The organism is Oceanisphaera sp., assembly GCF_048268965.1.
GTDB lineage: Bacteria > Pseudomonadota > Gammaproteobacteria > Enterobacterales > Aeromonadaceae > Oceanimonas.
The window spans coordinates 1-21,884 of the sequence record NZ_JBLWUK010000014.1; the positions used below are offsets into that span (position 1 = coordinate 1).

A 21,884-nucleotide genomic window follows, 5' to 3' on the forward strand; every position below is an offset into this window, starting at 1 on the left:
AAAACACACCAGTTCTGTGGGTTTGGGTGGCTTGTTCGCTTTACCCTTCACCCTTTACTCTTCACAAAATCCATCAGGATGACGACTTAACTACCAACAACCAGATCTGCCACGGAATCCACTGAACCCACGGACGAAGAATAAATGGTAAAGGGCCCTGTAGTCCGGCGCTTTAGCTGCCGGCTCTGCGTTAGCAGAGTGTATTTAATCATCCCGCTGAGACGGGACTGCCAGCTAAAGCGGCAGCTACAAAACACACCAGTTCTGTGGGTTTGGGTGGCTTGTTCGCTTTACCCTTCACCCTTTACTCTTCACAAAATCCATCAGTATGACGACTTAACTACCAACAACCAGATCTGCCACGGAATCCACTGAACCCACGGACGAAGAATAAATGGCAAAGAGCCCTGTAGTCCGGCGCTTTAGCTGCCGGCTCTGCGTTAGCAGAGTGTATTTTATCATCCCGCTGAGACGGGACTGCCAGCTGAAGCGGCAGCTACAAAACACACCAGTTCTGTGGGTCTGGGTGGCTTATTCGCTTCCCCCTTCACTCTTTACCCTTCACAGAATGGCGGCATTGCTTATTGTTCGGTAGGGCTCGGCTCTGCTGCGGGCCGTAGGCCGTCGGCCAGTTGCCGTAGTTCGGCTTCGTCCAGTGTTTCTACCTCCAGCAGACGGCTGGCGGCGCTTTCCAGTATGTCGCGGTTGTCCGTCAGAATGGCCAGTGCCCGCTCGGAGACCTGCTGCAGCAGGTTGCGCACGGCTTCATCCATGGCCTCTGCCGTGGCTTCACTGTAATTGCGCTCAAAGTAGGCTGGCGTCTGGCCACCGAGAAAGCTGTTCTTTTCGGCTTCGTAGCTTACACTGCCCAGGCTGGCATCCATGCCGTAGCGGGCAACCATGGAGTGCGCTATGTCGGTGGCGCGGGCCAGATCGTCGGCAGCGCCGGTAGACAGATGATCGAACACCAGTTTTTCTGCGGCGCGCCCGCCCATGAGTACCGCTATTTTGTCGCGCAGTTCCGCTTCCGTCATCAAGAAGCGATCTTCCGTTGGCCGCTGTATGGTGTAGCCCAGGGCGCCTATGCCGCGCGGGATAATCGACACCTTGTGTACGGTATCCGCGCTGGCCAGCGCCATGCCAACCAGGGCATGGCCCATTTCGTGATAGGCGACGATTTTACGTTCTCGCGGGTTGATCAGGCGATTGCGCTTTTCCAGCCCCGCCACTATTCGCTCTATGGCTTGGGTAAAGTCCGCCATGGTGACCACTTTGCCGCGCCGGCGCGTGGCCAGCAAGGCGGCTTCATTGACCAGGTTGGCCAAATCGGCACCGGAAAAGCCGGTGGTCAGTGCCGCTATGTCGTCCAGTGCCATGTCCGGCTCCAGTACGATTTTTTTCATGTGCACTTGCAGTATCTGCACCCGGCCCGCCCGATCCGGCCTGTCGACCAATACTTGTCGGTCGAAGCGCCCGGCACGCAGCAAGGCGGGATCCAGAATTTCCGGTCGGTTGGTGGCAGCCAGCAACACCACGCCTTCTGCAGGATCAAAGCCGTCCAGCTCGGACAATAACTGGTTGAGGGTTTGCTCCCGTTCGTCGTTGCCACCGTGCATGGTGCCAGCCCCGCGCGCGCGGCCCAGTGCGTCCAGTTCGTCGATGAAGATGATGGCGGGCGCCTTTTTATGCGCCTGCTCGAAGAGATCCCGCACTCGGGCGGCCCCCACGCCAACAAACATCTCTACAAATTCGGACCCGGAAATGGAAAAGAACGGCGCCCCCGCCTCGCCGGCGACCGCACGGGCCAGCAGCGTTTTACCGGTACCGGGGGGCCCCACCAGCAGGATGCCTTTGGGCATGCGCGCCCCCAGGCTGCCGTAGGCTTTGGGATTTTTCAAAAAATCGATGACTTCCTGCAGCTCGGCCTTGGCCTCATCCACCCCGGCCACATCATTAAAGGTGACCTTGGTATCGCTCTCGACATAGATTTTGGCCTTGCTCTTGCCGATGGACGTCAGCCCGCCCATGCCCTGTTTACCCACCATGGTGCGGATCAAAAACAGCCAGATCCCCACAAATACCAGCAGCGGCAATACCCAGGACATCAAGACGGTAAACCAGGTGCTTTCTACCGCGCCCGAGTAGGTCACACCAGTTTGTTGCAGGTGCTTGGCCAGCTCCGGGGTCACCGGCGTGGTCACAAAACCGTTTTTCCCATCCAGTTCGGTTTTGAAGGTCCCCTTGATCTGGGTGCTGCCCACGGTAACGGTGTCAATCGCCCCCTGCTCAAGATAAGTTTCAAACTGGCTGTAGGGAATGGTCGCTACCGTTTGGTTCTGCATCCAGAAGTCACGCAGAAAAACGAGGCTCAGCAAAGCAACCATCACATACCAGAGGTTAATTTGGGTTCCACGATTCATAGGGCGCTCTCCGTAGCACTTGATCCCGTCTCACATTGAGCCCGACTCAAGTTAAGGTCACCTTAAAACTGTATCACCTATTGGAATTTGTGCAGCCTGGGCGTGAAGGAGCCAGGGCAAGCGTGGCGTTAATGGTTGTAGGCCCGGAACAAACCGGATATACCTTGGCTGTTGATTGCGCTTGATTGGTGAGCCTATGAAAAAGCTGTTTTTGATTTGTGGCCTGGCCCTGTTACTGGCAACTGTGTTCAGTGTGGCCCGCCCCCCGGTTCCCATTGAGCAGAAGCTGATACAGATTCAGGCCGGCGATGTATTGGAAGACTTTCCCGACATTAAGGAGCAGCCGGTCGAGGTTCAGGCCGTGCTGCTGGATCTTGCCGGTGACCCGCTGCTGCTGGTGAAAACGCAGGCGGCGTTTATTCGTTATCCGGGCATGGCCCGCAGGGTGTTTTCGCTCTACGGCAAGGAGCCTGAATTTCAGGAGATACTGATGCGCTATGGCGAAACCGTGCTGCCTCCGATCCATCATTTTCTGACCCGCCCCATCCACACCCTTGAGCTGCTCAACCAGACCGACCAACGCTACCAGGCTATCAAGCAGTACTTTACCGGGCTCCCGGAAACCGTCAGCACCGAAAGCTCGGCTCCAGTCTCAACCCCAGGCTCTGGCCAGTATCAGCGGCTTGCTCCGGAAGAACGTGGCTGGTATGCCGTCAACTTCATCAAGAGCGAGGGCCACGATTTTCTCGGCCAGTTTTTGGTGGACGCTCAGGGTGAAACCCAGTGGATCACGACCGAACGCATGCTGGAAGGGCTGAACCAGTTTTTTACCAGCGGCATCCGACGCCTGGAAACCAAATACCGCGCCGGTGAAGAGCTCACCCCAGGGGATATCGGTTGGGCATCGGTCGATGTGCTGGTACTGACAAGTGCCGTAAAAGTGTTGCGTATGGGGCGGGCTGCTGCAGTCACCACCAAGGCGGCCAGCCGCGGCACTCGCTCGGCGGCCCTGGCTGCCCGGGTCGGTCAGGGTGGGCGCATGGTGCTGAGCAGTGCCCGATATGCCAAGTGGCCCATGGTGATCGGTGCCGGCTACCTGGTGATTAGCCACCCCAGTCTTGTCAGTGACTTGCTCGCGGGGGTCGCTGAGGTGCTGGGCTACCCCGTGCTGGCCGTGCAGTTTGCCGGATGGTTTTTGCTGTTGATTCCGGCTTTGTACCTGGGCAGTTGGCTGTTTTGGCTGTTGGGTCCGCTGCTCATAGGGTTGTTGCGAGTGGCTTACTTCATGCTGGCCAGGCTGAGTGGCAGCAAAGAGCGGATTCGGGATATCAAGAGTGTGGAGATCAGGCAGCGCGGCGAGCACCGATAACCAGCGCCTGTCGGCGGTTCGGCTCTTTATATGAAAAAAGCCGCCATCATCAGATGGCGGCTTTGTCATTTTACGCTTGAGCCAGAGGTTATTTGGCGGAGGCCTGGGCCATGCCTTGCAGGCGGGCGTCACGCTTGAGCTTTAAGGGAGCAAAAATAAGCGCGAAGACCAGGAACAAGCCCAGGTAGCCAATCAGCGGGTAGAAGAAGGCAACCAGCTTGGTAAAGCCGGCAAAGCTGGCCACAAAGCCGATAACCAGAGTGGCTATGCTGAAGCGGTTGCCAGCCGGGGTACGCATTTCTACGAAGCGGGCAACAAAGGCGTAGAACATGCTGGCGCCGGTGCTGAAGATCATGCCGAACAATACAAACGACATGGCAGTGGCCAGCCAGGGCGAGATGCCGTCGATAATTTTAAGCAAGGGCAGAGGATAACCGACGATGTTGTCGATTTGCGAGAACATGGCCAGGTGGCTGATCATGATCAGCACGCCCACGCCGGCGCCGCCCAGCAGGCCGCCCCACTTGGCGATGTTTTCATTTTTCTCGGCCCCCCCTATAACCAGGGTCATGGCTGCACCCACGGCAATATTGAACGACACATAGTTGATGGCCGATACCAGCCAATGCGGCAGAGTTGACGTTACGCTTTCGGCAATGGGCGCCAGCTCGGCAAAGCTACGGTCCATGGTTAACAGGCTGTAGCAGCAAATAAGGACCAGTGCCATCACCAGAAACGGCGTTATGCTGCCAATCAGGCCCACTACGCGCTGCACTTTCAGCATCAGGGTGGCGCCCATGAGCAGGGTCATCACTATGCTGCCCATATAGGGGGGCAAGCCAAACTGCTGATTAAGCATAGAGCCGGCGCCGGCGATCATCACCACGCCTACGCCAAACAACGTAAAGATGATCACGTAGTCGACGATCACACCGATGTAGCGACCGCTGATTTGGTAAATCACGGTTTTATGCGAATTGGTGCTGGTGCGGCTGCCCAGCATGGCGAGCATCATGCCCAGATAAGCGAACAGCGCCGTGGCCACCACGGCGGCGGCGGTACCCATGTAACCAAAGCTGGTGAAGTACTGCAGTACTTCCTGGCCAGAAGCAAAACCGGCTCCCACTATGATGCCAATGAATGCACTGGCGATTTTCACTATATTCCACATGATCGTCTAACAATCCGTTAAAGTGCCTGTCAGCTGAGCGCCGCAAGCGTGCCTAGACAACAGATGCTGTTTAAACATCCACAAGGCGCAGGACCTTAACAGAGTAGTGAGACAATAGACATCCGACCTTAGGTTATTTTGCTGTAAAATCGGTTAAAAATAGCGGCATCAGACGTTAAATCAACCGGGAGGACCCAATCGGGCGTTGAGTAGGGTTCGAGGTCGGTAATGGTCCACGCGCTGCCAGCGTGCCCATACCGAGTCGTCTATGGTCACCCCCACCGCCTGCTGACCTTCTTTGCTCCGGTACAGATCGCGGTAATAGCGACCGTCGCCATGGTGAAACCAGCGCCGGTAATGACGATAAAAACCGCCTAAAAACTGGCGAAACGAGTCGACGGGGGGCGTCAGCCAGGCATATTCTGCCGGTATTACTGGGGTGAGCACCAGGCCGGCCGCCATGGCTTTGTGCTGCATCCAGGCCAGTGGCAGGTCGGCCAGTGGATCATTCTGGTACCCGCCCCCCACGTTGGCATGGGCGCCAATAAACCAGCGTTGCTCTACGTCCAGTTGCCCGGGCTTTTTTTGGCCGTTGGAGCTGGTCCAGGGCACGGTGTCGTACGCGGCCCTGTGTTCGTCCAGGGCGATGGCCTGATAGGCGCGTTCTACTATTTTTGACAGCCTGGTATCGTGCCAGGAATAGGTGCCCCGCTCCGAGATCATGGTGCCGGGGATCCCCAGTGCCCCAACGGTATCCCATACCCCCAGCAGGTGTACTTTGATTTCCCGGCTGTATTCTTGCCTGAACCGACGGCAGTGTTCGCCATCGGGGGCGGCACTTTTATTGCGGTAGAGTCGTTCGGCGGCAGCCAGCTGGATAGGCGTAACAATGCGCAGCAGGCCGCATTTTCGGATCATGCCGACCATGCTTCGTGCGGTATAGGCACCGCGACTAAAGCCGAATACCCACACCTCGTCGCCGGACTGATAATGCCGGGCCAACCAGTCGTAGCCCTGGCGCAGGTTTTTGCTCAGGCCCACGCCAAACATGCCCCCTACCAGGCGAGTGGCATCCGTGGTGCCCACACCGGGGCTGTAAAAGAAGCGTTGTCGCCGTTCGCCATCAAACGGCGCTATGCTACGCGCCAGCTTGATGACGTTGGTATTGTTTTGCGGGTCGTTCCAGGTGCCATCGAACAGCAGCACTAATCGTTGTGGCTGATATGACATCAACTTGCCCTCCAACAGGTAGCCTGCATATAAGCCTATGCCAGAAAACGGAACATGGTGCCGAGTGCCAAGGAAACACTGGCCGGTGTGGTTTGCAGCCTGCCGCTTTAGCTGGCAGTCCCGTCTCAGCGGGATGTTATTAAAACCCTCCTGCTAACGCAGGACCTGCAGCTAAAGCGCAGGGCTACAGGGTGTGGTGTGTATCTTTAACCAGATGCCTGGTGCCGGGCGCTATTTATTGGCTTGTCCGTGGTTTCTGTGGATTCCGTGGCGAAGAAGGTTTTGGTGCTTTTGTAAGGCACCGCTTAAGCGCCTTGTCTTATTTACCGGGATATTGGATTTATGATGTTGAATGTTAGCGATCAAACTGAGCTGGATGCGCTGCTGGCCAGTCATTCGGCGGTGTTGGTGCTGTATGGCGGCCAGGCCTGCGGCGTGTGCCAGGCGCTTAAACCACAATTGCAACGGCTGCTGTCCGAGCAGTTTCCGCGCATGCAGGCCTGTTATGTCGACTGCCAGACCACTGGCGGTGCCCTGTGTGCCCAGCAACGCATTATGGCGCTGCCGGTGGTACAAATCTGGTTTGAAGGAAGCCGCTTTACCGAGTTTTTCCAGGTGTTTTCGCTGGCTGATATTAGTGCCGCCCTTACCCGGCCTTATCAGTTGTTGTTTGAGGGGTAGCGCCAAGCACTCAAACCCACGGAACTGGTGTGTTTTGTAGGGTGCCGCTTTAGCTGGCACTCCCGTCTCAGCGAGATGTTATTAAAAACATCCTGCTAACGCAGAACCTGCAGCTAAAGCGCAGGACTACAAAGTGTGGTGTGTTTGGTAGGGCTTGGCTGTCATCCTGACGAGCGTCAGGATCTCGGGGTTGGTTTGGTGTATTAAAAAGCATCCGCCCATGATGGACGGATGCTTTAACTTGTTTACTCAAGGATCGCTTTTATACGCCGCCGAGTACGCCCTGGGCCAGCCAGCCGGTGTACGCCAGGTAAATGGTGAGCAGCAAGGCGCCTTCAAAGCGGTTGATGCGCGCGGGGCGCCCCTTGAAGCCATAGCCCAGCACGAACAGCGACAATGTCAGCCCTATCATCACCACAAAGTCGCGGCTGATCACTTCACTGGCCACTTCCATGGGGCTGATGACGCCGGCCAAACCAACCACCGCCAGGGTGTTGAACAGGTTGGAGCCAATGACGTTGCCAATGGCCAGGTCGTGCTGATTTTTACGAATGGCGGCAATGGACGAGGCCAGCTCGGGCAGCGAGGTACCAATGGCCACTATGGTCAGTCCGATAACCAAATCGCTTACCCCAAACGCTTGTGCAATATCTACCGCGCCCCACACCAGTATTCGAGAGCTGACCACCAGCAGCAGCAAACCGGCCACCAGCCAGAAGATAGCCTGCTTCAGGGTCATTGGGTTGTCTTCCAGCTCCTGGACTTCTTCACTGGTCATGCTGTCTTTGCCATCGTTCATGCCCTGCTTGATGCTCCAGGCCATAAGCAGCACAAACACCACCAGCAGAACTATGGCATCGGTGCGCGCCAGCATGCCGTTCCACAGCAACGCCAACGACAGCAAGGTAATCACCAGCAGGATGGGCAGTTCTTTGCGCAGCACTTGAGAGTGTACGGAAATAGGACTGATAAGCGCCGTCACCCCCAATATCAGGCCGATATTGGCGATGTTGGAGCCATAACCGTTACCCAGGGCCAGACCCGGGTTACCTTCCAGGGCGGAAATAATCGACACGACGATTTCCGGTGCCGAGGTACCAAAACCGACGATGACCATACCAATCAGCAGGGGCGGCATGCCGGCGTAGCGAGCCGTGGCCGAGGCGCCATCAACAAAACGGTCGGCGCTCCATACCAGTACCGCCAGGCCCAGCACTATGGCTGCAATAGACATCAGCATGCTGTACCTCCCGCATACAAGGGGGAGTCAGGTGTTAATTCAGTGATTTTTTTAAACAGGATGGCCATGGGCAGCATAAAGACTCTTAAGGGCGGGACCTTTTATGCCAGAGCTCCCCTATTCCCCGCCCGGCGAATAAGGTCAGCTCAGGTCTCATCAATCCGTTAGGACACCATCACCATAAGCTTGTGGCTTAGAGATTGTTGACGATGGTTTCGGCAGGCGCCGAACGATTACTCCCCCAAGAAGCGCATATTGTGCCAGCTTGTTGGGGGGATGAAAAGGGCACAAAGCGGCAAACGGTGCTTACGGGAGTCGTTGTCCGTAGGGGCAAGTTTATTCGCCCCTACGGCGTAGCGCGCAGGCTTGTCAACACCTCACTCCTCTCGCCTCACGCTGCAGCGCTCACCTCCTACATACTCGGAAAGGCGAAATCGGAGGCCTGGTGGCTGGCGCGCTCCGGCCATTTTTGGGTGATGGTCTTGCGGCGGGTGTAGAAACGCACCGAGTCGGGGCCATAGGCAGCCAGGTCGCCGAACAGCGAGCGCTTCCAACCGCCGAAGCTGTGGTAGGCAACCGGGACCGGCAGCGGCACGTTGATGCCCACCATGCCCACTTCTATTTCATCGCCAAACAAACGGGCCGTCTCGCCGTCGCGGGTGAAAATACAGGTGCCGTTGCCGTATTCGTGGGCGTTGATAAGCTCTATGGCTTCTTCCAGACTGTTGACCCGTACCACGCACAGCACGGGGCCGAATATTTCTTCCTGGTAGATGCTCATCTCCGGGGTGACCCGGTCGAACAGGCAGCCTCCGAGGAAGTAGCCTCCTTCATGGCCGGATACTGTCAGGCCGCGTCCGTCTACGGTAAGTTCGGCACCCTGCTCTACCCCGGCGTTGATGTAGCCTTCAATTTTGGCCAGGTGCTCCTTGCTGATAACCGGGCCCATGTCCAAGCCGCTCTGGGTGCCGGGGCCGATTTTAAGGGCACGGATTTGCGGTTCCAGTTTGGCAATCAATGCATCGGCCACCGCATCCCCCACACACACCGCCACCGATATCGCCATGCAGCGCTCGCCACAGGAGCCATAGGCTGCCCCCATCAAGGCACCGACTGCGTTATCCAGATCCGCGTCGGGCATCAGCACGGCGTGGTTCTTCGCGCCACCCAATGCCTGTACTCGTTTGCCGTTGGCGGTGCCCTGGGCGTAGATGTATTCCGCCACCGGGGTGGAGCCAACGAAGCTGATGGCCTTGACGTCTTTGTGAGTCAGCAAGGCATCGACCACCGTTTTATTGCCGTGTACTACACCTATCACCCCTTTGGGCAGACCGGCTTCTTCCAGCAGCTGGGCGATCAGCAGCGAGGAGCCGGGATCTTTTTCCGATGGCTTGAGAATAAAACAGTTACCGCAGGCGATGGCCATGGGCAGCATCCACAGTGGCACCATGGCCGGAAAGTTGAACGGGGTAATGCCGGCTACCACGCCCAGGGGCTGAAAATCGGACCAGGCATCGATATTGGGGCCCACGTTGCGGGTGTAGTCGCCTTTCAGCAGCTCGGGCACGCCGCAGGCGTATTCCACGTTTTCTATACCCCGCTGCAGTTCGCCCCGGGCATCTTCCAGGGTCTTGCCGTGTTCTTCGCTGATCAATGCACAGATATCATCGGCTCGGTCTTCCAGCAGCTGCTTAAAGCGAAACATCACCCGCGCTCGTCTGGCCGGCGTTGTGTCGCGCCAGGCCGGAAACGCCGCCTTGGCCACGGCCACCGCCTCGGCCACCAGGGCTTCATCGCCCATGGAGAGCTGGCTGCATACCTGTCCGGTGGACGGGTTATAGACGTCCAGGGTGGTGGTGCTGTGGTGGCGTTCGCCATTGATCAGGTGAGGAATAATGTTCATCGTGAATCCTTTTGTTTGTTGGTCTTGAAAATGTTTAGGTCTGTTGTCCGCAGAGAGGGCAAGCCCGCTTACCGGGCCTGCCGTGCCATCCTGCAATGCTGCGGTCGAATAAATTCGACAAAAAAGTTTCTATATGCCCATTTATGCAGTGTGATTCCGCTTGTTCACCCCTGGGCCTTCAGGGTGCGGTGCACCGCGTTGAACAGCTGCTCCAACTCGTCCGGGGTTGAGATAAAAGGAGGGCCAAACTGCAGGGTATCGCCGCCAAAGCGTACATAATAGCCCTGCTGCCACAGGCTCAGGCCCAGCTCCATGGCCCGGCGGGCCGGCTCACCGGGATAGGATGCCAGCTGCACCGCACCGGCCAGGCCACAGTTGCGGATGTCCACCACATGAGGCAGCCCCTTCAAACGATGGATTTGCTCCTCGAATATTGGCATTAAGGTACGAACCTGGCCCGGCATGTCTTCATCAATCAACACATCGAGCGAAGCCATGGCCGCTGCGCAGGCCACAGGATGTCCTGAATAGGTATAGCCATGGGGAAACTCCACCATGTAATCCGGGCCTGGCTGATCCATAAAAGCCTGATAGATTTGATCTTTGGCGATCACGGCCCCCATGGGAATTACGCCGTTGGTCAGCTGCTTGGCCAGGTTCATGATGTCGGGCACCACGCCAAAGGCTTCGGCGCCAAACATGGCCCCCATGCGCCCCAAACCAGTGATCACTTCGTCGAAGATCAGCAGAATATCGTGCTGTTCGCACAATTCGCGCAGCCGCTGCAGGTAGCCCACCGGCGGCACTATGACCCCGGCCGAACCGGCCATGGGCTCGACGATCACCGCGGCAATGTTGGAGGCGTCGTGCAGTTCAATCATCTGCAACAGGTGATCTGCCAGCTCGACGCCGTGATCGGGTTGCCCCTTGCTGAAGGCGTTTTCTGCCAGCAGGGTATGAGGCAGGTGATCCGCATCGATCAACTGGCCGTAGTGCTTGCGGTTGCCGCCGATGCCCCCCAGGCTGGTGCCACCCATGTTCACCCCGTGGTAGCCCCGGGCCCGGCCAATCAACCTGGTTTTTTCCGGTTTGCCTTTGGCACGCCAATAGGCGCGTGCCATTTTCAGCGCTGTGTCGGTACACTCGGAGCCGGAGTTGGTGAAAAACACCCGGTTCAGATCCGCCGGCGCCAGCTTGGCCAGGCGCTCGGCCAGCTCGAAGGCCAGCGGATGCCCCACCTGAAACCCCGGGGCATAATCCAGCGTATTCAGCTGATGGGTAATGGCCTCGTTGATTTTGGGGTGTTTGTGCCCCACTCCGGTACACCAAAGACCAGAGAGGCTGTCGAACAATTTGTTGCCCTGGGTGTCGGTAAACCAGGATCCTTCGGCCTCGGCAATCAGCCGGGGAGCAGCCTTGAAGGCTCGGTTACCGGAAAACGGCATCCAGAATGCGTCCAGATTCAACTGCTGGGCTTTGGCCGCTGCAGTCAGTTGCGTGTCAATCATGGTGTTCATCCCAACTCCTTGTCATATTCAGTCGCCTCACTGGCGTCGCTAGATGACTGAAGCATGTGCCTTGTTGCCACAATGTTAAATGTAAACTTTATGAACTTCAGTTCACTGTTTACTTAACTTTTGCTTCCCGCTATAAAACGGGAGGCAACAAAGCTGTAGGCGATCAGTTGAAGATAAACACCGTACTTTGTAGCCGGCGCTTCAGCTGCCGGTCCTGCGTTAGCAGGAGGGTTTTTAACATCCCGCCGAGGAGGAAATGCCAGAGTCGGTTGAATAAAGGAGTACATAATGGCGGAAGGAAAGCAGCCGGTGCTGAATCAGGTTAGCGACTTTGAGCTGAAGCTGCTGAGGGTGTTTCGTACCGTGGCGGCTTGCGGCGGGTTTTCGGCAGCGGAGGTGAGTCTGGGCATCAGCCGGGCGGCGATTAGCATGCAGATGGCGGATCTGGAAGGCCGACTGGGGTTCAAGCTGTGTCAACGTGGCCGGGCCGGTTTTGCGCTCACCGACGAGGGCCGGCGAGTGCTGGAGGCCAGCGACCGGCTGGTGGGGGCCATCGACCATTTCAAGGCCGAAATCAACGATCTGCACCAGCACCTGAGGGGCACCCTGACCATTGGCATTACCGATAATCTGGTCAGCCATCCTGGCATGAAAATCACCCACGGCCTGGCTGCGCTGAAAGCCAGAGGGCCGGAGGTGAAGATCCATATTCACATGCAGCCGTCGGACGACATCGAAATCGGTGTGCTCGACGGACGACTGAATATCGGTGTGGTGCCCCAGGTGCGCGAGCTGCCGGGACTGGATTATCTGCCACTCTACGAAGAAAGTTCCAGCCTCTATTGTGCCGCCGGACATCCCCTGTTTTCCGCGGCTGACGAGCCCCCGATTAGCGCGGATGATCTCCAGCAAACGCTGACCGACTATGAGGTAGTGGTGCCCAGCTTCGCCCAGCCAGCCGAGGCTCAGGCGCTGTATCGCCGTCATCCTCTGGGGGCTAGGGCCAACGATCGAGAAGGCATCATGTTTTTGCTGCTCACCGGCTGCTACCTGGGCTATCTACCCGATCACTATGCCCGCCCCTGGGTAGAGCGCGGTCGATTGCAGGCATTGCAGTCGGATCAGACTGGCTTTACCACCCGCTTCTGCGCCATTACCGCCCGCAGCCGCAGAGCCAACCTGGTGCTGGATACCTTTCTCGACACCCTGTCGTCGCCCTCCTCCCTCGATTAGGCGATTCCGGCATTCTCTCTGCCGGTTTATTGATCTACATCAGGCCGGCTCGACTCCCTGCCATCTAAACTTGCACTGTAGATACACATAATCATTTCAAACCGATAACAGTGGCAGCTGCAGGGAGCATTTATGAAACTGAAACACATGGTTACCTCGTTAGGCTTTGCCTTCGCCCTGTCGGCTCAGGCCGCCAGTCTGCCGGTAATAGACGCCGTTCTGACTTCTCCCCCCATGGTGCCACCGCCCATCACCCGGGATCACGCCGCCAAGGTCGTGGTGAAAATGGAAACCGTGGAAAAGGTGATGGAAATCGCCGATGGCGTGGAATACATGTTCTGGACCTTTGGTGGCTCTGTGCCCGGCCAGTTTTTACGCATTCGCGAAGGGGATGAAGTCGAGTTTCACCTTTCCAACCACCCCAGCTCCAAGATGCCGCACAACATCGACTTGCACGCGGTAACCGGCCCGGGCGGGGGTGCCGCCGCGTCCTTTACCGCCCCGGGTCACACCTCGGTATTCAACTTCAAGGCGCTTAATCCCGGCCTATATGTGTACCACTGTGCTACGGCGCCGGTGGGCATGCACATAGCCAACGGCATGTATGGCTTGATATTGGTGGAGCCGGAAGCAGGCTTGCCTGCGGTTGATAAAGAATACTATGTGATGCAGGGCGACTTTTATACCAAGGGCGCCTATGGCGAACAGGGCTTTCAGTCCTTTGACATGGACAAGGCCATCAAGGAAGACGCCGACTATGTGCTGTTCAACGGTGCCGTGGGTGCGCTAAGTGGTGAAAAATCCCTGACGGCCAACGCAGGCGAAACTGTGCGCCTGTATGTGGGTAACGGCGGCCCTAACCTGGTCTCGTCTTTTCATGTTATTGGCGAGATTTTCGACAAGGTGAGTGTAGAAGGCGGCACCCTGGAAAACCATAACGTACAAACCACGCTGGTGCCGGCAGGAGGCGCGGCGGTCGCCGAGTTCAAGCTGGATGTTCCCGGCAATTTCATCATGGTGGATCACTCCATCTTTCGTGCCTTTAACAAAGGCGCGCTGGGCATGATAGCGGTAGATGGCCCAGAGGATAAGATAGTGTATTCCGGCAAGGTGGCCGAGAACGTCTATTTGCCCGAAGGCTCGGCGGTGCAGAGTATTCCTAATGGTCATCCCAAGCTGGTGGCCACCAGCAAGGACGATCAGCTGCTGTTTGGCAAGCGAGTATATGAAGCCAACTGTCAGGCCTGTCACCAGGCCGATGGTAATGGTATCCCTGGCGCCTTTCCTCCCCTGGCTAAATCGGACTTCCTGAATGCCGATACCACCCGGGCGATTGACGTGGTTATTCATGGTTTGAAAGGTCCCATCAAGGTGAATGGCCAGGCCTTCGACAGCATTATGCCTGCCATGAGCTTAAGCGATGAAGACACCGCCAACGTGCTGACCTATGTGTTTAACAGCTGGGAGAACAACGGCACCACCATTAGCCCGGAGCAGGTGAAAAAACGTCGTGAGGAAGGCAAAGCCATTCTGATGGAAGGGAGCGCTCACTAATGTTCTCGGCGCTGCTGCTTGGCCTGGCTACATTGCAGAGCTCGGCGCCGTTTATGGTCGAGCTTCCCCGCGGGGAAGTTCGACCGCTTTATCTGACCAAAGACAGCCCGCTTACACCAGTGGACCCCTTTTGGTTGGATACCACCCCGGTGACCAACCGTCAATTTGCCGACTTTGTGCGCCAGCATCCCCGCTGGCAACCTCGGCAGGCGCCGGCTCTGTTTGTGGAAGCCCAGTATTTAAGTCACTGGGGCGATACAGGGCCAACAAGAGAACAGCAAGATCAACCGGTCACTTATGTTTCCTGGTTTGCCGCCAGTGCCTATTGCAAGGCTCGGGGTAAACGGCTGCCAAGGGTGTCGGAATGGGAATATGTGGCTCAGGCTTCCGAGCTGGCCGCCAACGGCAGTAAAGAGCCCGGCTACACCCAGCGTATTTTATCCTGGTATGCCCACCCCACCACCGATACTTTGGCCAAGGTAGGGCAAGGCAAACCCAACTATTGGCAAGTTCACGACCTGCACGGCTTGGTGTGGGAGTGGACCCAAGACTTCAACTCCGCCCTGGTCACCGGCGAGTCGCGAGCCGACAGTGCGCTTGATCAGGGCTTGTTTTGTGGCTCCGCCGCCGCAGGCAGTGCCGACCCGTCCGATTATGCCGCTTTTATGCGCTTTGGTTTTCGTTCCAGCCTGAAGGCGCCTTATACCCTGCGCAATCTGGGGTTTAGGTGCGCACAGGATCCAGCGCCAGCCGAACCACACCGAGATACCCTATGAAGACATTACTGCTGCTGATGTTATTGGTCGCGTTTAACGTGCATGCAGCCCTGCCTGGTGATTCGATTTATCAGCTGAACAGCCAATGGCAAAATCGTGATAACCGCACGCTAAACCTTGCCGAGCTGGCCGGAAAAAAACAGGTAGTGGCGCTGATCTATACCGACTGCATTACCGCCTGCCCGGTGATCGTCTCGGACATAAAAGCCATACAGGATGCGCTCACTCCGGCTCAACAGCAGCAAATGGGCTTTGTGTTGGTGTCGTTAACGCCGGCCAGAGACACGCCCAAGGTCATGCGCCACTTTGCCAAAAAGAGAGGCCTGGATCGGCACTGGACTTTACTCAGCGGCCCCGATGACCAGGTGCAAACCCTGGCCATGGCGCTGAATATTCAGTACATGGGCCTGGCCGATGGTGAAGTGGCTCATTCCAACGCCATCAGCGTGCTGGACGAACAGGGCCGATTACAGCTTCAGCAAGTCGGCCTGCCCGGCGGACCAGAAGCCCTGATCAACACCTTATGGCCTTAAAGGAAGCTGGAAGCGATCAGTTAAAGATAAACACCGTCTTTTGTAGCCGGCGCTTTAGCTGCCGGTCCTGCGTTAGCAGGATGGTTTGAATAACATCCAGCTACGCTGGCCCGCCGAATAAATGGGCGGACTACAAACGACACGCTTTTTTGTAGGCGCATATTTATTCGCGCGGTTTTGGGTATTTGATGCAGCTGTAGCCCGGCGCTTCAGCTACCGGGCCTGCGTTAGCAGGATGGTTTGAATAACATCCAGCTACGCTGGCCCGCCAAATAAATGGGCGGACTACAAACGACACGCTTTTCTGTAGGCGCATATTTATTCGCGCGATTTTGGGTATTTGATGCAGCTGTAGTCCGGTGCTTTAGCTGCCGGTCCTGCGTTAGCAGGATGGTTTTTAACATCCCGCTGAGACGGGACTGCCAGCTAAAGCGGCAGACCCCTTTTTCTATGTTTTTCTTCTGGCTTTCCGCTTCAAGCTTCCCGCTTTCTTTATTCTTCCAGCTCTTTTATGCGGGCTTGCAGGCGGGCGATTTCGGCCTGCAGGTCGGTGACTTGCTGCAGTAGCGCCTGGTTGTCTTTATCGTTTCCGGTGTCAGCGTAGTGTTCGTAGTCGGTATCGCAAAACAAGTGGCCGTAGCGGGCGTCTCGCTTGCCCGGTAGTTTGGCCAGCTTGATGACGTAAGGGCCTTTATCAATCAGGCTTTGCAGGCTTTTTTCTACGCTGGCGACATCATCAAACTGATGCAGGCGCGAGGTGCGGCTGCGCAGTTCACCCGGTGTTTGCGGGCCACGCAGCAAGAGTTCGCAAATAATGGCCAGCTCGGCGTCAGTAAACTGCAGATCACCAAACTCGGTGTTGCAAAAACGGTGCTGATATTTGGCGGTGCGGGCATTGAAGCCGGCACAGTTATTTACCTGATGCCGCGCCGATAGAGAGTCCAGTGCTACTTGCAACTCGGCCTCGGTGATGTTCATCACCGGCTGGCGGTTACTTTTTTGATTGCAGGCGTTGAGTAAGGATTTCGGGGTAAGCGGATACACTTCAGGCGTGGAAACCTGCTTTTCGATCAGACAGCCGATAACCCTTTGCTCCAGCAGAGAAAGTATTTCCATAAACAGACTCCTTTGTTTTATACCTCAGACTACCGAACAAACCCCGAAACGCCAACACATACCTAGGGTCTGTAGACCCTGGACTCACGCCACGACCGGCTGCCCCTGCAGCGCTGGCAGGCCATAGGCGGCTCGGGCCCGGTTGCAGGCTCCTTCCGCATCAAAGGCCTCAAACTCGCGACAGGGGCTGGGTCTGTTGAGGTAGATGCTGCAGGAAACACAGCCGCCTACTTCCCCTTCCAGAGCAATACAACGGGGCTGTGCCTGGTTGGTGCCCTGCATCGCCATCTTGGTCGGACTCACCGGCTCGGTCAGGGATTCGGGCACCAGAAAATCGCTATGGATCTCGCCCCAGTAAAAAGAAACACGAAAGAAAGCGCAGCAGGCGCCACAGGTCAAACAAGGATTACCACTACTCACAACGTCTTACCTCCAGGCAAAACTCAAAACAGTGACAAAAATAAAAAATCGGGATAACTGAGCAGGATGAGGTAGTAAAAGGAAGACGGGGCGTGTCAGACGAGTGTCTATGACACGGCTGGTCGGTAGGCTCTCCTCGATAAAGTGATATAAGGTTCTTCCCGATAGAGTGACATAAAAATCCATCGCAGTCGTGATATGAATCGTGACGTCAGCCATAGCGATAAACGGCGCGCCGACAGCGCCTTGTAAGCAACCTAGCCCTGCGCTTTTTCTTTTCCCGGCAAAGCGGCATACTGGTTCTGTGTCATCATCAGGAGAGCAATATGTTAATGGTGTCTGGTAAAGCGGCATTAATGGTTATCGATGTGCAGGAAAAACTGCTGTCGGCCATTCATGACAGCGAACGGCTAAGTGCACGTATTCAGTGGTTGATTTCGGCCTGCGATACCTTGAATACGCCTGTGCTGTTTACCGAGCAATATCCCAAAGGGTTGGGTCACACCCTGCCTGCACTCACCCGCCTGGTCGAGCAGCCGGAAGTGGTAGAAAAAATGCATTTTTCGGTGGTGGCCGCCAACTGTCTGCCCACCCACTGGCAGGATTATTCTCAGGTAATAGTGTGCGGCATGGAAACCCATGTTTGCGTGCTGCAAACCGTGCTGGAGCTGGTTAAAGCCGGTAAAGAAGTGTTTGTGGTGGCTGATGCCGTGGGGAGCCGCAGCGAAGAAAATCGTCAGCTGGGCCTGGATCGCATGCGTGACGCCGGAGCGCACATTGTCAGTCGGGAAATGGTGATCTTCGAATTAATGCAACAGGCCGGTACCGAGCAGTTTAAAACCATCAGCAAACAGTTTTTGCGCGGCGAGCAGCCCTAAAAAACCAGGGAATGGGGAATGGGGAATGGCAGCTTGTCGCCACTCACTCCCCTCATTTCTTGTCCCCAGTCCCCGCTTTACGGTTACTTCTTGTTGTTATCCCAAATGCCTTCTTCAAGCTGGCTGTGCAGCTCGGGATACTTGGCCGCATCAAAGGTAGGGAGCTTGCCCAGCTTGCGCTGGTCGTTATAGTCCTTGGCCAGTTTGACCACCACCCCGGATAGCAACAGGATGGCCAGCAGGTTGGTTAACGCCATCATGCCCATGGACACATCGGCCATGGCCCAGATGGTGGGCAGCTCGCCAATGGAGCCAAACATCACCATACCCAATACAAACAGTCGGAATATCAACATGCCGGCTGTGCTGTCGTGCTCCAAAAACACCAGGTTGTTTTCGGCATAGGCGTAGTTTGCCACTATGCTGGTGAAGGCAAAAAACAAAATTGCGATGGCAATAAAGGTATTCCCCCAGTCGCCCACTTCATGGGACAGGGCACGCTGGGTCAGCTCTATGCCGGTTACCCCAGAGCCGGGCTCAAACTGGCCGGACAAGAGAATAATGGAGGCGGTACAGGTACAGATAACCAGGGTATCGGTAAACACCCCCAGCATTTGAACATACCCCTGAGAAGCCGGATGCGGCGGATACGGCGAGGCGGATGCAGCCGCGTTGGGCGCCGACCCCATACCGGCTTCGTTAGAGAACAAGCCACGCTTGATGCCGTTCATCATGGCCTGTGCAATGCCGTAACCAATGGCACCGCCACCGGCCTGCTCCAGCCCGAACGCGGACTTGAAGATCAGCATGAACACGCCGGGCAGCTCGGTCACGTTCATGACTACCACCACCAGCGCAATCAGCAAGTAGGCCAGTGCCATTACCGGCACGACCAGCTCGGCAAAGCGGGCTATGGTACGCAGGCCACCAAAGATAATCAGCCCGGCAGTAAACACCAGAGCCACCCCGGTTGCCCATTCGGGAATACCAAAGGCGATCACCATGGCGGCACTGATCGAGTTGGCCTGTACCGCATTGAATACCAGGCCAAAGGCGATAATCAAAAACACGGCAAACAGCATGCCCATCCAGCGCATCCCCAGGCCTTTTTCCATATAGTAGGCCGGGCCACCACGATAGTTGCCGTCTTCGTCTTTTACCTTGTACAGCTGCGCCAGTGCGCTCTCGGCAAAGGCCGTCGACATGCCGATTAGCGCAATCAGCCACATCCAGAAAATGGCGCCGGGTCCGCCCAGGTACAGCGCCACGGCGACACCGGCGAGGTTGCCGGTGCCTACCCGCGCCGCCAGACTGGTACAGAGGGCTTGAAATGAGGAAATGCCGGCAGCATCGGAGCGGCGGCTGTGCTTAAGCACGGAGAACATGTGGCCAAAGTGGCGAAACTGAATGAATCCTAGCCGTAAGGTAAAAAACGCGCCAGCACCCAGCAGCAGGTATATCAGCACGCTCCCCCAGAGCAAATTGTTGATAAAGGCAATTGTGGCATCCATAAGTCGAGTCCTGCTTAGGTTAGTTGTAGTTTGGTTTGATCAAGCAGCTGCAACCTGGTCTGCTGCAACGAGGGGCGCTAATGTAACAAATTTGGCGCCCGCTGAAAAACGCTGGTTTGTTTTTCTTACTCGATATATATGAGCGATAATGGAGCAAAAAGGCCCATAAACTGCTGAAGAGTTCATCTCGAAAGCTCAACAGACTCTAATCATCATAGGTAATAAAAACGGCCTCGCGCGTATTCTTTGCGCTCGGACTGAGCGAAAAACGACCTATTCGGAAGCTCGGCTTTATTTTAATGGCCCTAATGAGAGATACTGTGCTCCGTTTTTATGCAGACCCAAGCCAAGGATCCTGAATCATGACCGATAAACTGACGCAGTTAAGAGCGCTGACTACTGTTGTTGCCGACACCGGCGACATTGAAGCCATTCGCAAGTATCAGCCTCAAGACGCGACCACCAACCCTTCCCTGATTTTGAAGGCGGCCCAAATTCCCGAGTATCAGCCTCTGCTGACCCAGTCTGTTGAGTGGGCGAAGAGCCGTAGCCAGGATGCCGCCCAGCAATTAATGGATGCCTCCGACAAGCTGGCGGTGAATATTGGTTGTGAGATTCTGAAGCTGATTCCCGGTCGTATTTCTACCGAGGTAGATGCCCGCCTGTCGTTTGATACCGAAGCCAGCATCAACAAGGCGCGCCACCTGGTGGCCCTGTATCAGGAAGCCGGCGTGGGCCGTGAGCGTATTCTGATTAAACTGGCCTCCACCTGGGAAGGCATTCGTGCCGCCGAAGTGCTGGAGCAGGAAGGCATTAACTGTAACCTGACCTTGCTGTTCAGCTTTGCTCAGGCTCGCGCCTGTGCCGAAGCCGGTGCCTATTTAATTTCTCCTTTTGTTGGCCGTATTCTCGACTGGTACAAGCAGAACACCGAGCAAAAAGACTACACCGCCGAACAGGATCCGGGTGTGGTGTCGGTCACGCAGATTTACGATTACTACAAGACCCACGGTTACAGCACTGTGGTCATGGGTGCCAGCTTCCGTAATACCGGTGAAATTCTCGAGCTGGCCGGCTGCGATCGCCTCACCATAGGCCCCAACCTGCTGGAAGAACTGAGCCAGGAAACCGGCGAGGTGGTGGTTAAACTGCAAGACAAGGGTGCCACCCAACCCCGCCCTACGCCCATGACCGAAGCTGAATTCCGTTGGGAGCATAACCAGGATGCCATGGCGACCGAAAAACTGGCCGAGGGCATTCGCAACTTCGCCATCGATCAGAATAAACTCGAAACCATGCTAACGGCGATGTTGGTAAAATAATGGGATAGATGGGGGAAGGGATAACCCCCTTTAACTCACTACTACACTAAGCAATATCTCATAACTGATGTGGACACTGGGGCTAGCTTTCCTTTCTCGTCACCCTCGCGAAGGCGGGGGTCCAGTGTCTTTGCAGGAAAAGCGCAGGCTGACTGTTCTGCGCCACAGGCCCTGGATTCCCGTCCCCGCCTACGCGAGGATGACGTTCCTTCGCGGGAATGACGACAGAACCACACCTGTAATGCGGGATTACTTAATAAAAGATCAAGAGGCCGGTGTTATTTGACTCCGGCCTCTTTTTGTAATCAAAAAGTAATATAACGCTTCTATTCTATAACCTTCCATGCTATATCCCATTGCGACTACAACTGATTAACTAACAGGAGAGAGCCCCATGGAAAGGAGCAGCTTCAATCAGGAACTTGTGGTTACCCGGTCTTCACGCACTAAAACGCGTGAACCTGCCAAAAAAAGCAAATGGCGGGAAATAGAAGCGATACAAGACCAAAAACGCTTACAAAAAGAACTTCAGCAATTCGACTGCACGCTGGATCTGGATGAGCTGGCAGCCGAACTCGAGCTGTAGAGTACGGATATACATTCAAGCGCCCCCGGGCGCTTTTTTATTGCCGGGCTTATGAATGTTACAGAGCTCATCGCTTTTTTTAATATAAAGAGCGAGATACCGGGGCTACGTCATGCTGATACTGAATCAAGTTCAGCATGACGAAGATTCAGTACCAGTAAGACGGCATAGGGAGTTTTTGTAGTCTGCCGCTTTAGCTGGCAGTCCCATCTCTGCGGGATGTTTAAACCTTTCTGCTAACGCAGAACTGGCAGCTGAAGCGCCGGACTACAGGGCTCTTACCATTTGTTCTTCGTCCGTGGGTTCAGTGGATTCCGTGGCAGATCTGATTTTTTGGTAGTTAAGCAGTCATCCTGATGACCATCAGGATCTCGTTGTTGGTTTTGTAGGCACTGCTTTAGCTGTGCAATGTGGCGCAGCCACG

Annotated in this window: 18 protein-coding genes; 9 read left to right on the plus strand and 9 right to left on the minus strand. The window is 56.0% G+C overall.

Going from position 1 to position 21,884, the window contains the following annotated elements; translation table 11 throughout:
* Nucleotides 1-581: 581 nt before the first annotated feature.
* Nucleotides 582-2,420 carry an ATP-dependent zinc metalloprotease FtsH gene (ftsH, locus tag ACN0VL_RS08125; RefSeq protein ID WP_417616272.1) on the minus strand — a complete coding sequence of 613 codons (1,839 nt, stop codon included), beginning with the start codon at nt 2,418-2,420 and terminating at the stop codon, nt 582-584.
* Between the two features lie 196 nt (nt 2,421-2,616).
* Here ftsH and ACN0VL_RS08130 point away from each other — a divergent pair, with 196 nt between their 5' ends.
* A complete protein-coding gene (locus ACN0VL_RS08130; RefSeq protein WP_417616273.1) occupies nt 2,617-3,789 on the plus strand; it encodes a hypothetical protein in 1,173 nt (390 codons plus the stop codon).
* 88 nt (nt 3,790-3,877) lie between these two features.
* On the opposite strand, the gene ACN0VL_RS08135 is transcribed toward ACN0VL_RS08130, so the two are convergent.
* The gene (locus ACN0VL_RS08135) at nt 3,878-4,960 is read right to left on the minus strand and encodes a hypothetical protein (protein WP_417616274.1); all 1,083 of its coding nucleotides are present in this window, start codon (nt 4,958-4,960) and stop codon (nt 3,878-3,880) included.
* Nucleotides 4,961-5,140: 180 nt separating this feature from the next.
* Nucleotides 5,141-6,190 (minus strand): DUF2235 domain-containing protein, encoded by a 1,050-nt coding sequence (locus tag ACN0VL_RS08140; protein WP_417616275.1) that lies wholly within the window; start codon nt 6,188-6,190, stop codon nt 5,141-5,143.
* A 342-nt stretch (nt 6,191-6,532) separates the two neighbouring features.
* Between ACN0VL_RS08140 and ACN0VL_RS08145 the strand changes: the two genes are divergently transcribed.
* Nucleotides 6,533-6,871: a thioredoxin family protein gene (locus ACN0VL_RS08145; protein WP_417616277.1), complete on the plus strand. Its 339-nt coding sequence runs from the start codon at nt 6,533-6,535 to the stop codon at nt 6,869-6,871.
* A 262-nt stretch (nt 6,872-7,133) separates the two neighbouring features.
* Here the strand turns inward: ACN0VL_RS08145 and ACN0VL_RS08150 are convergent, their stop codons facing one another.
* From ACN0VL_RS08150 to ACN0VL_RS08160, 3 genes are all read right to left on the minus strand, one after another.
* A complete protein-coding gene (locus tag ACN0VL_RS08150) occupies nt 7,134-8,111 on the minus strand; it encodes a calcium/sodium antiporter (RefSeq protein ID WP_417616279.1) in 978 nt (325 codons plus the stop codon).
* 412 nt (nt 8,112-8,523) lie between these two features.
* The gene (locus tag ACN0VL_RS08155; RefSeq protein WP_417616280.1) at nt 8,524-10,014 is read right to left on the minus strand and encodes a CoA-acylating methylmalonate-semialdehyde dehydrogenase; all 1,491 of its coding nucleotides are present in this window, start codon (nt 10,012-10,014) and stop codon (nt 8,524-8,526) included.
* A 164-nt stretch (nt 10,015-10,178) separates the two neighbouring features.
* A complete protein-coding gene (locus tag ACN0VL_RS08160; protein WP_417616282.1) occupies nt 10,179-11,531 on the minus strand; it encodes an aspartate aminotransferase family protein in 1,353 nt (450 codons plus the stop codon).
* Between the two features lie 288 nt (nt 11,532-11,819).
* Between ACN0VL_RS08160 and ACN0VL_RS08165 the strand changes: the two genes are divergently transcribed.
* The 4 genes from ACN0VL_RS08165 (at nt 11,820) to ACN0VL_RS08180 (ending at nt 15,627) form a co-directional block, all read left to right on the plus strand.
* Nucleotides 11,820-12,764: a LysR family transcriptional regulator gene (locus ACN0VL_RS08165; RefSeq protein WP_417616284.1), complete on the plus strand. Its 945-nt coding sequence runs from the start codon at nt 11,820-11,822 to the stop codon at nt 12,762-12,764.
* A gap of 132 nt (nt 12,765-12,896) precedes the next feature.
* The gene (gene nirK, locus ACN0VL_RS08170) at nt 12,897-14,318 is read left to right on the plus strand and encodes a copper-containing nitrite reductase (protein ID WP_417616285.1); all 1,422 of its coding nucleotides are present in this window, start codon (nt 12,897-12,899) and stop codon (nt 14,316-14,318) included.
* On the plus strand, nt 14,318-15,094 hold the full coding sequence (locus tag ACN0VL_RS08175) for a formylglycine-generating enzyme family protein (RefSeq protein WP_417616287.1): 777 nt from the start codon (nt 14,318-14,320) through the stop codon (nt 15,092-15,094). The genes nirK and ACN0VL_RS08175 overlap by 1 nt, the downstream gene beginning before the upstream one ends.
* Entirely contained in the window at nt 15,091-15,627 is a 537-nt protein-coding gene (locus ACN0VL_RS08180) for an SCO family protein (RefSeq protein ID WP_417616289.1), read from the plus strand. The genes ACN0VL_RS08175 and ACN0VL_RS08180 overlap by 4 nt, the downstream gene beginning before the upstream one ends.
* 492 nt (nt 15,628-16,119) lie before the next feature.
* Here ACN0VL_RS08180 and ACN0VL_RS08185 read toward each other — a convergent pair whose 3' ends face one another.
* Both ACN0VL_RS08185 and ACN0VL_RS08190 read right to left on the minus strand, forming a co-directional pair.
* A complete protein-coding gene (locus ACN0VL_RS08185; RefSeq protein ID WP_417616291.1) occupies nt 16,120-16,743 on the minus strand; it encodes a YceH family protein in 624 nt (207 codons plus the stop codon).
* Nucleotides 16,744-16,827: 84 nt separating this feature from the next.
* The gene (locus ACN0VL_RS08190) at nt 16,828-17,163 is read right to left on the minus strand and encodes a YkgJ family cysteine cluster protein (protein WP_417616293.1); all 336 of its coding nucleotides are present in this window, start codon (nt 17,161-17,163) and stop codon (nt 16,828-16,830) included.
* A gap of 326 nt (nt 17,164-17,489) precedes the next feature.
* On the opposite strand from ACN0VL_RS08190, the gene ACN0VL_RS08195 reads away from it, so the two are divergent.
* Nucleotides 17,490-18,041, plus strand: coding sequence for a hydrolase (locus ACN0VL_RS08195; protein ID WP_417616295.1), 552 nt, complete (start codon nt 17,490-17,492; stop codon nt 18,039-18,041).
* An 83-nt stretch (nt 18,042-18,124) separates the two neighbouring features.
* Here the strand turns inward: ACN0VL_RS08195 and ACN0VL_RS08200 are convergent, their stop codons facing one another.
* A complete protein-coding gene (locus ACN0VL_RS08200) occupies nt 18,125-19,552 on the minus strand; it encodes an alanine/glycine:cation symporter family protein (protein WP_417616297.1) in 1,428 nt (475 codons plus the stop codon).
* Between the two features lie 362 nt (nt 19,553-19,914).
* Here ACN0VL_RS08200 and tal point away from each other — a divergent pair, with 362 nt between their 5' ends.
* Nucleotides 19,915-20,874 carry a transaldolase gene (gene tal / locus ACN0VL_RS08205; protein ID WP_417616299.1) on the plus strand — a complete coding sequence of 320 codons (960 nt, stop codon included), beginning with the start codon at nt 19,915-19,917 and terminating at the stop codon, nt 20,872-20,874.
* Nucleotides 20,875-21,268: 394 nt separating this feature from the next.
* A complete protein-coding gene (locus ACN0VL_RS08210; protein ID WP_417616301.1) occupies nt 21,269-21,460 on the plus strand; it encodes a DUF3545 family protein in 192 nt (63 codons plus the stop codon).
* The last annotated feature ends 424 nt before the right edge of the window (nt 21,461-21,884 follow it).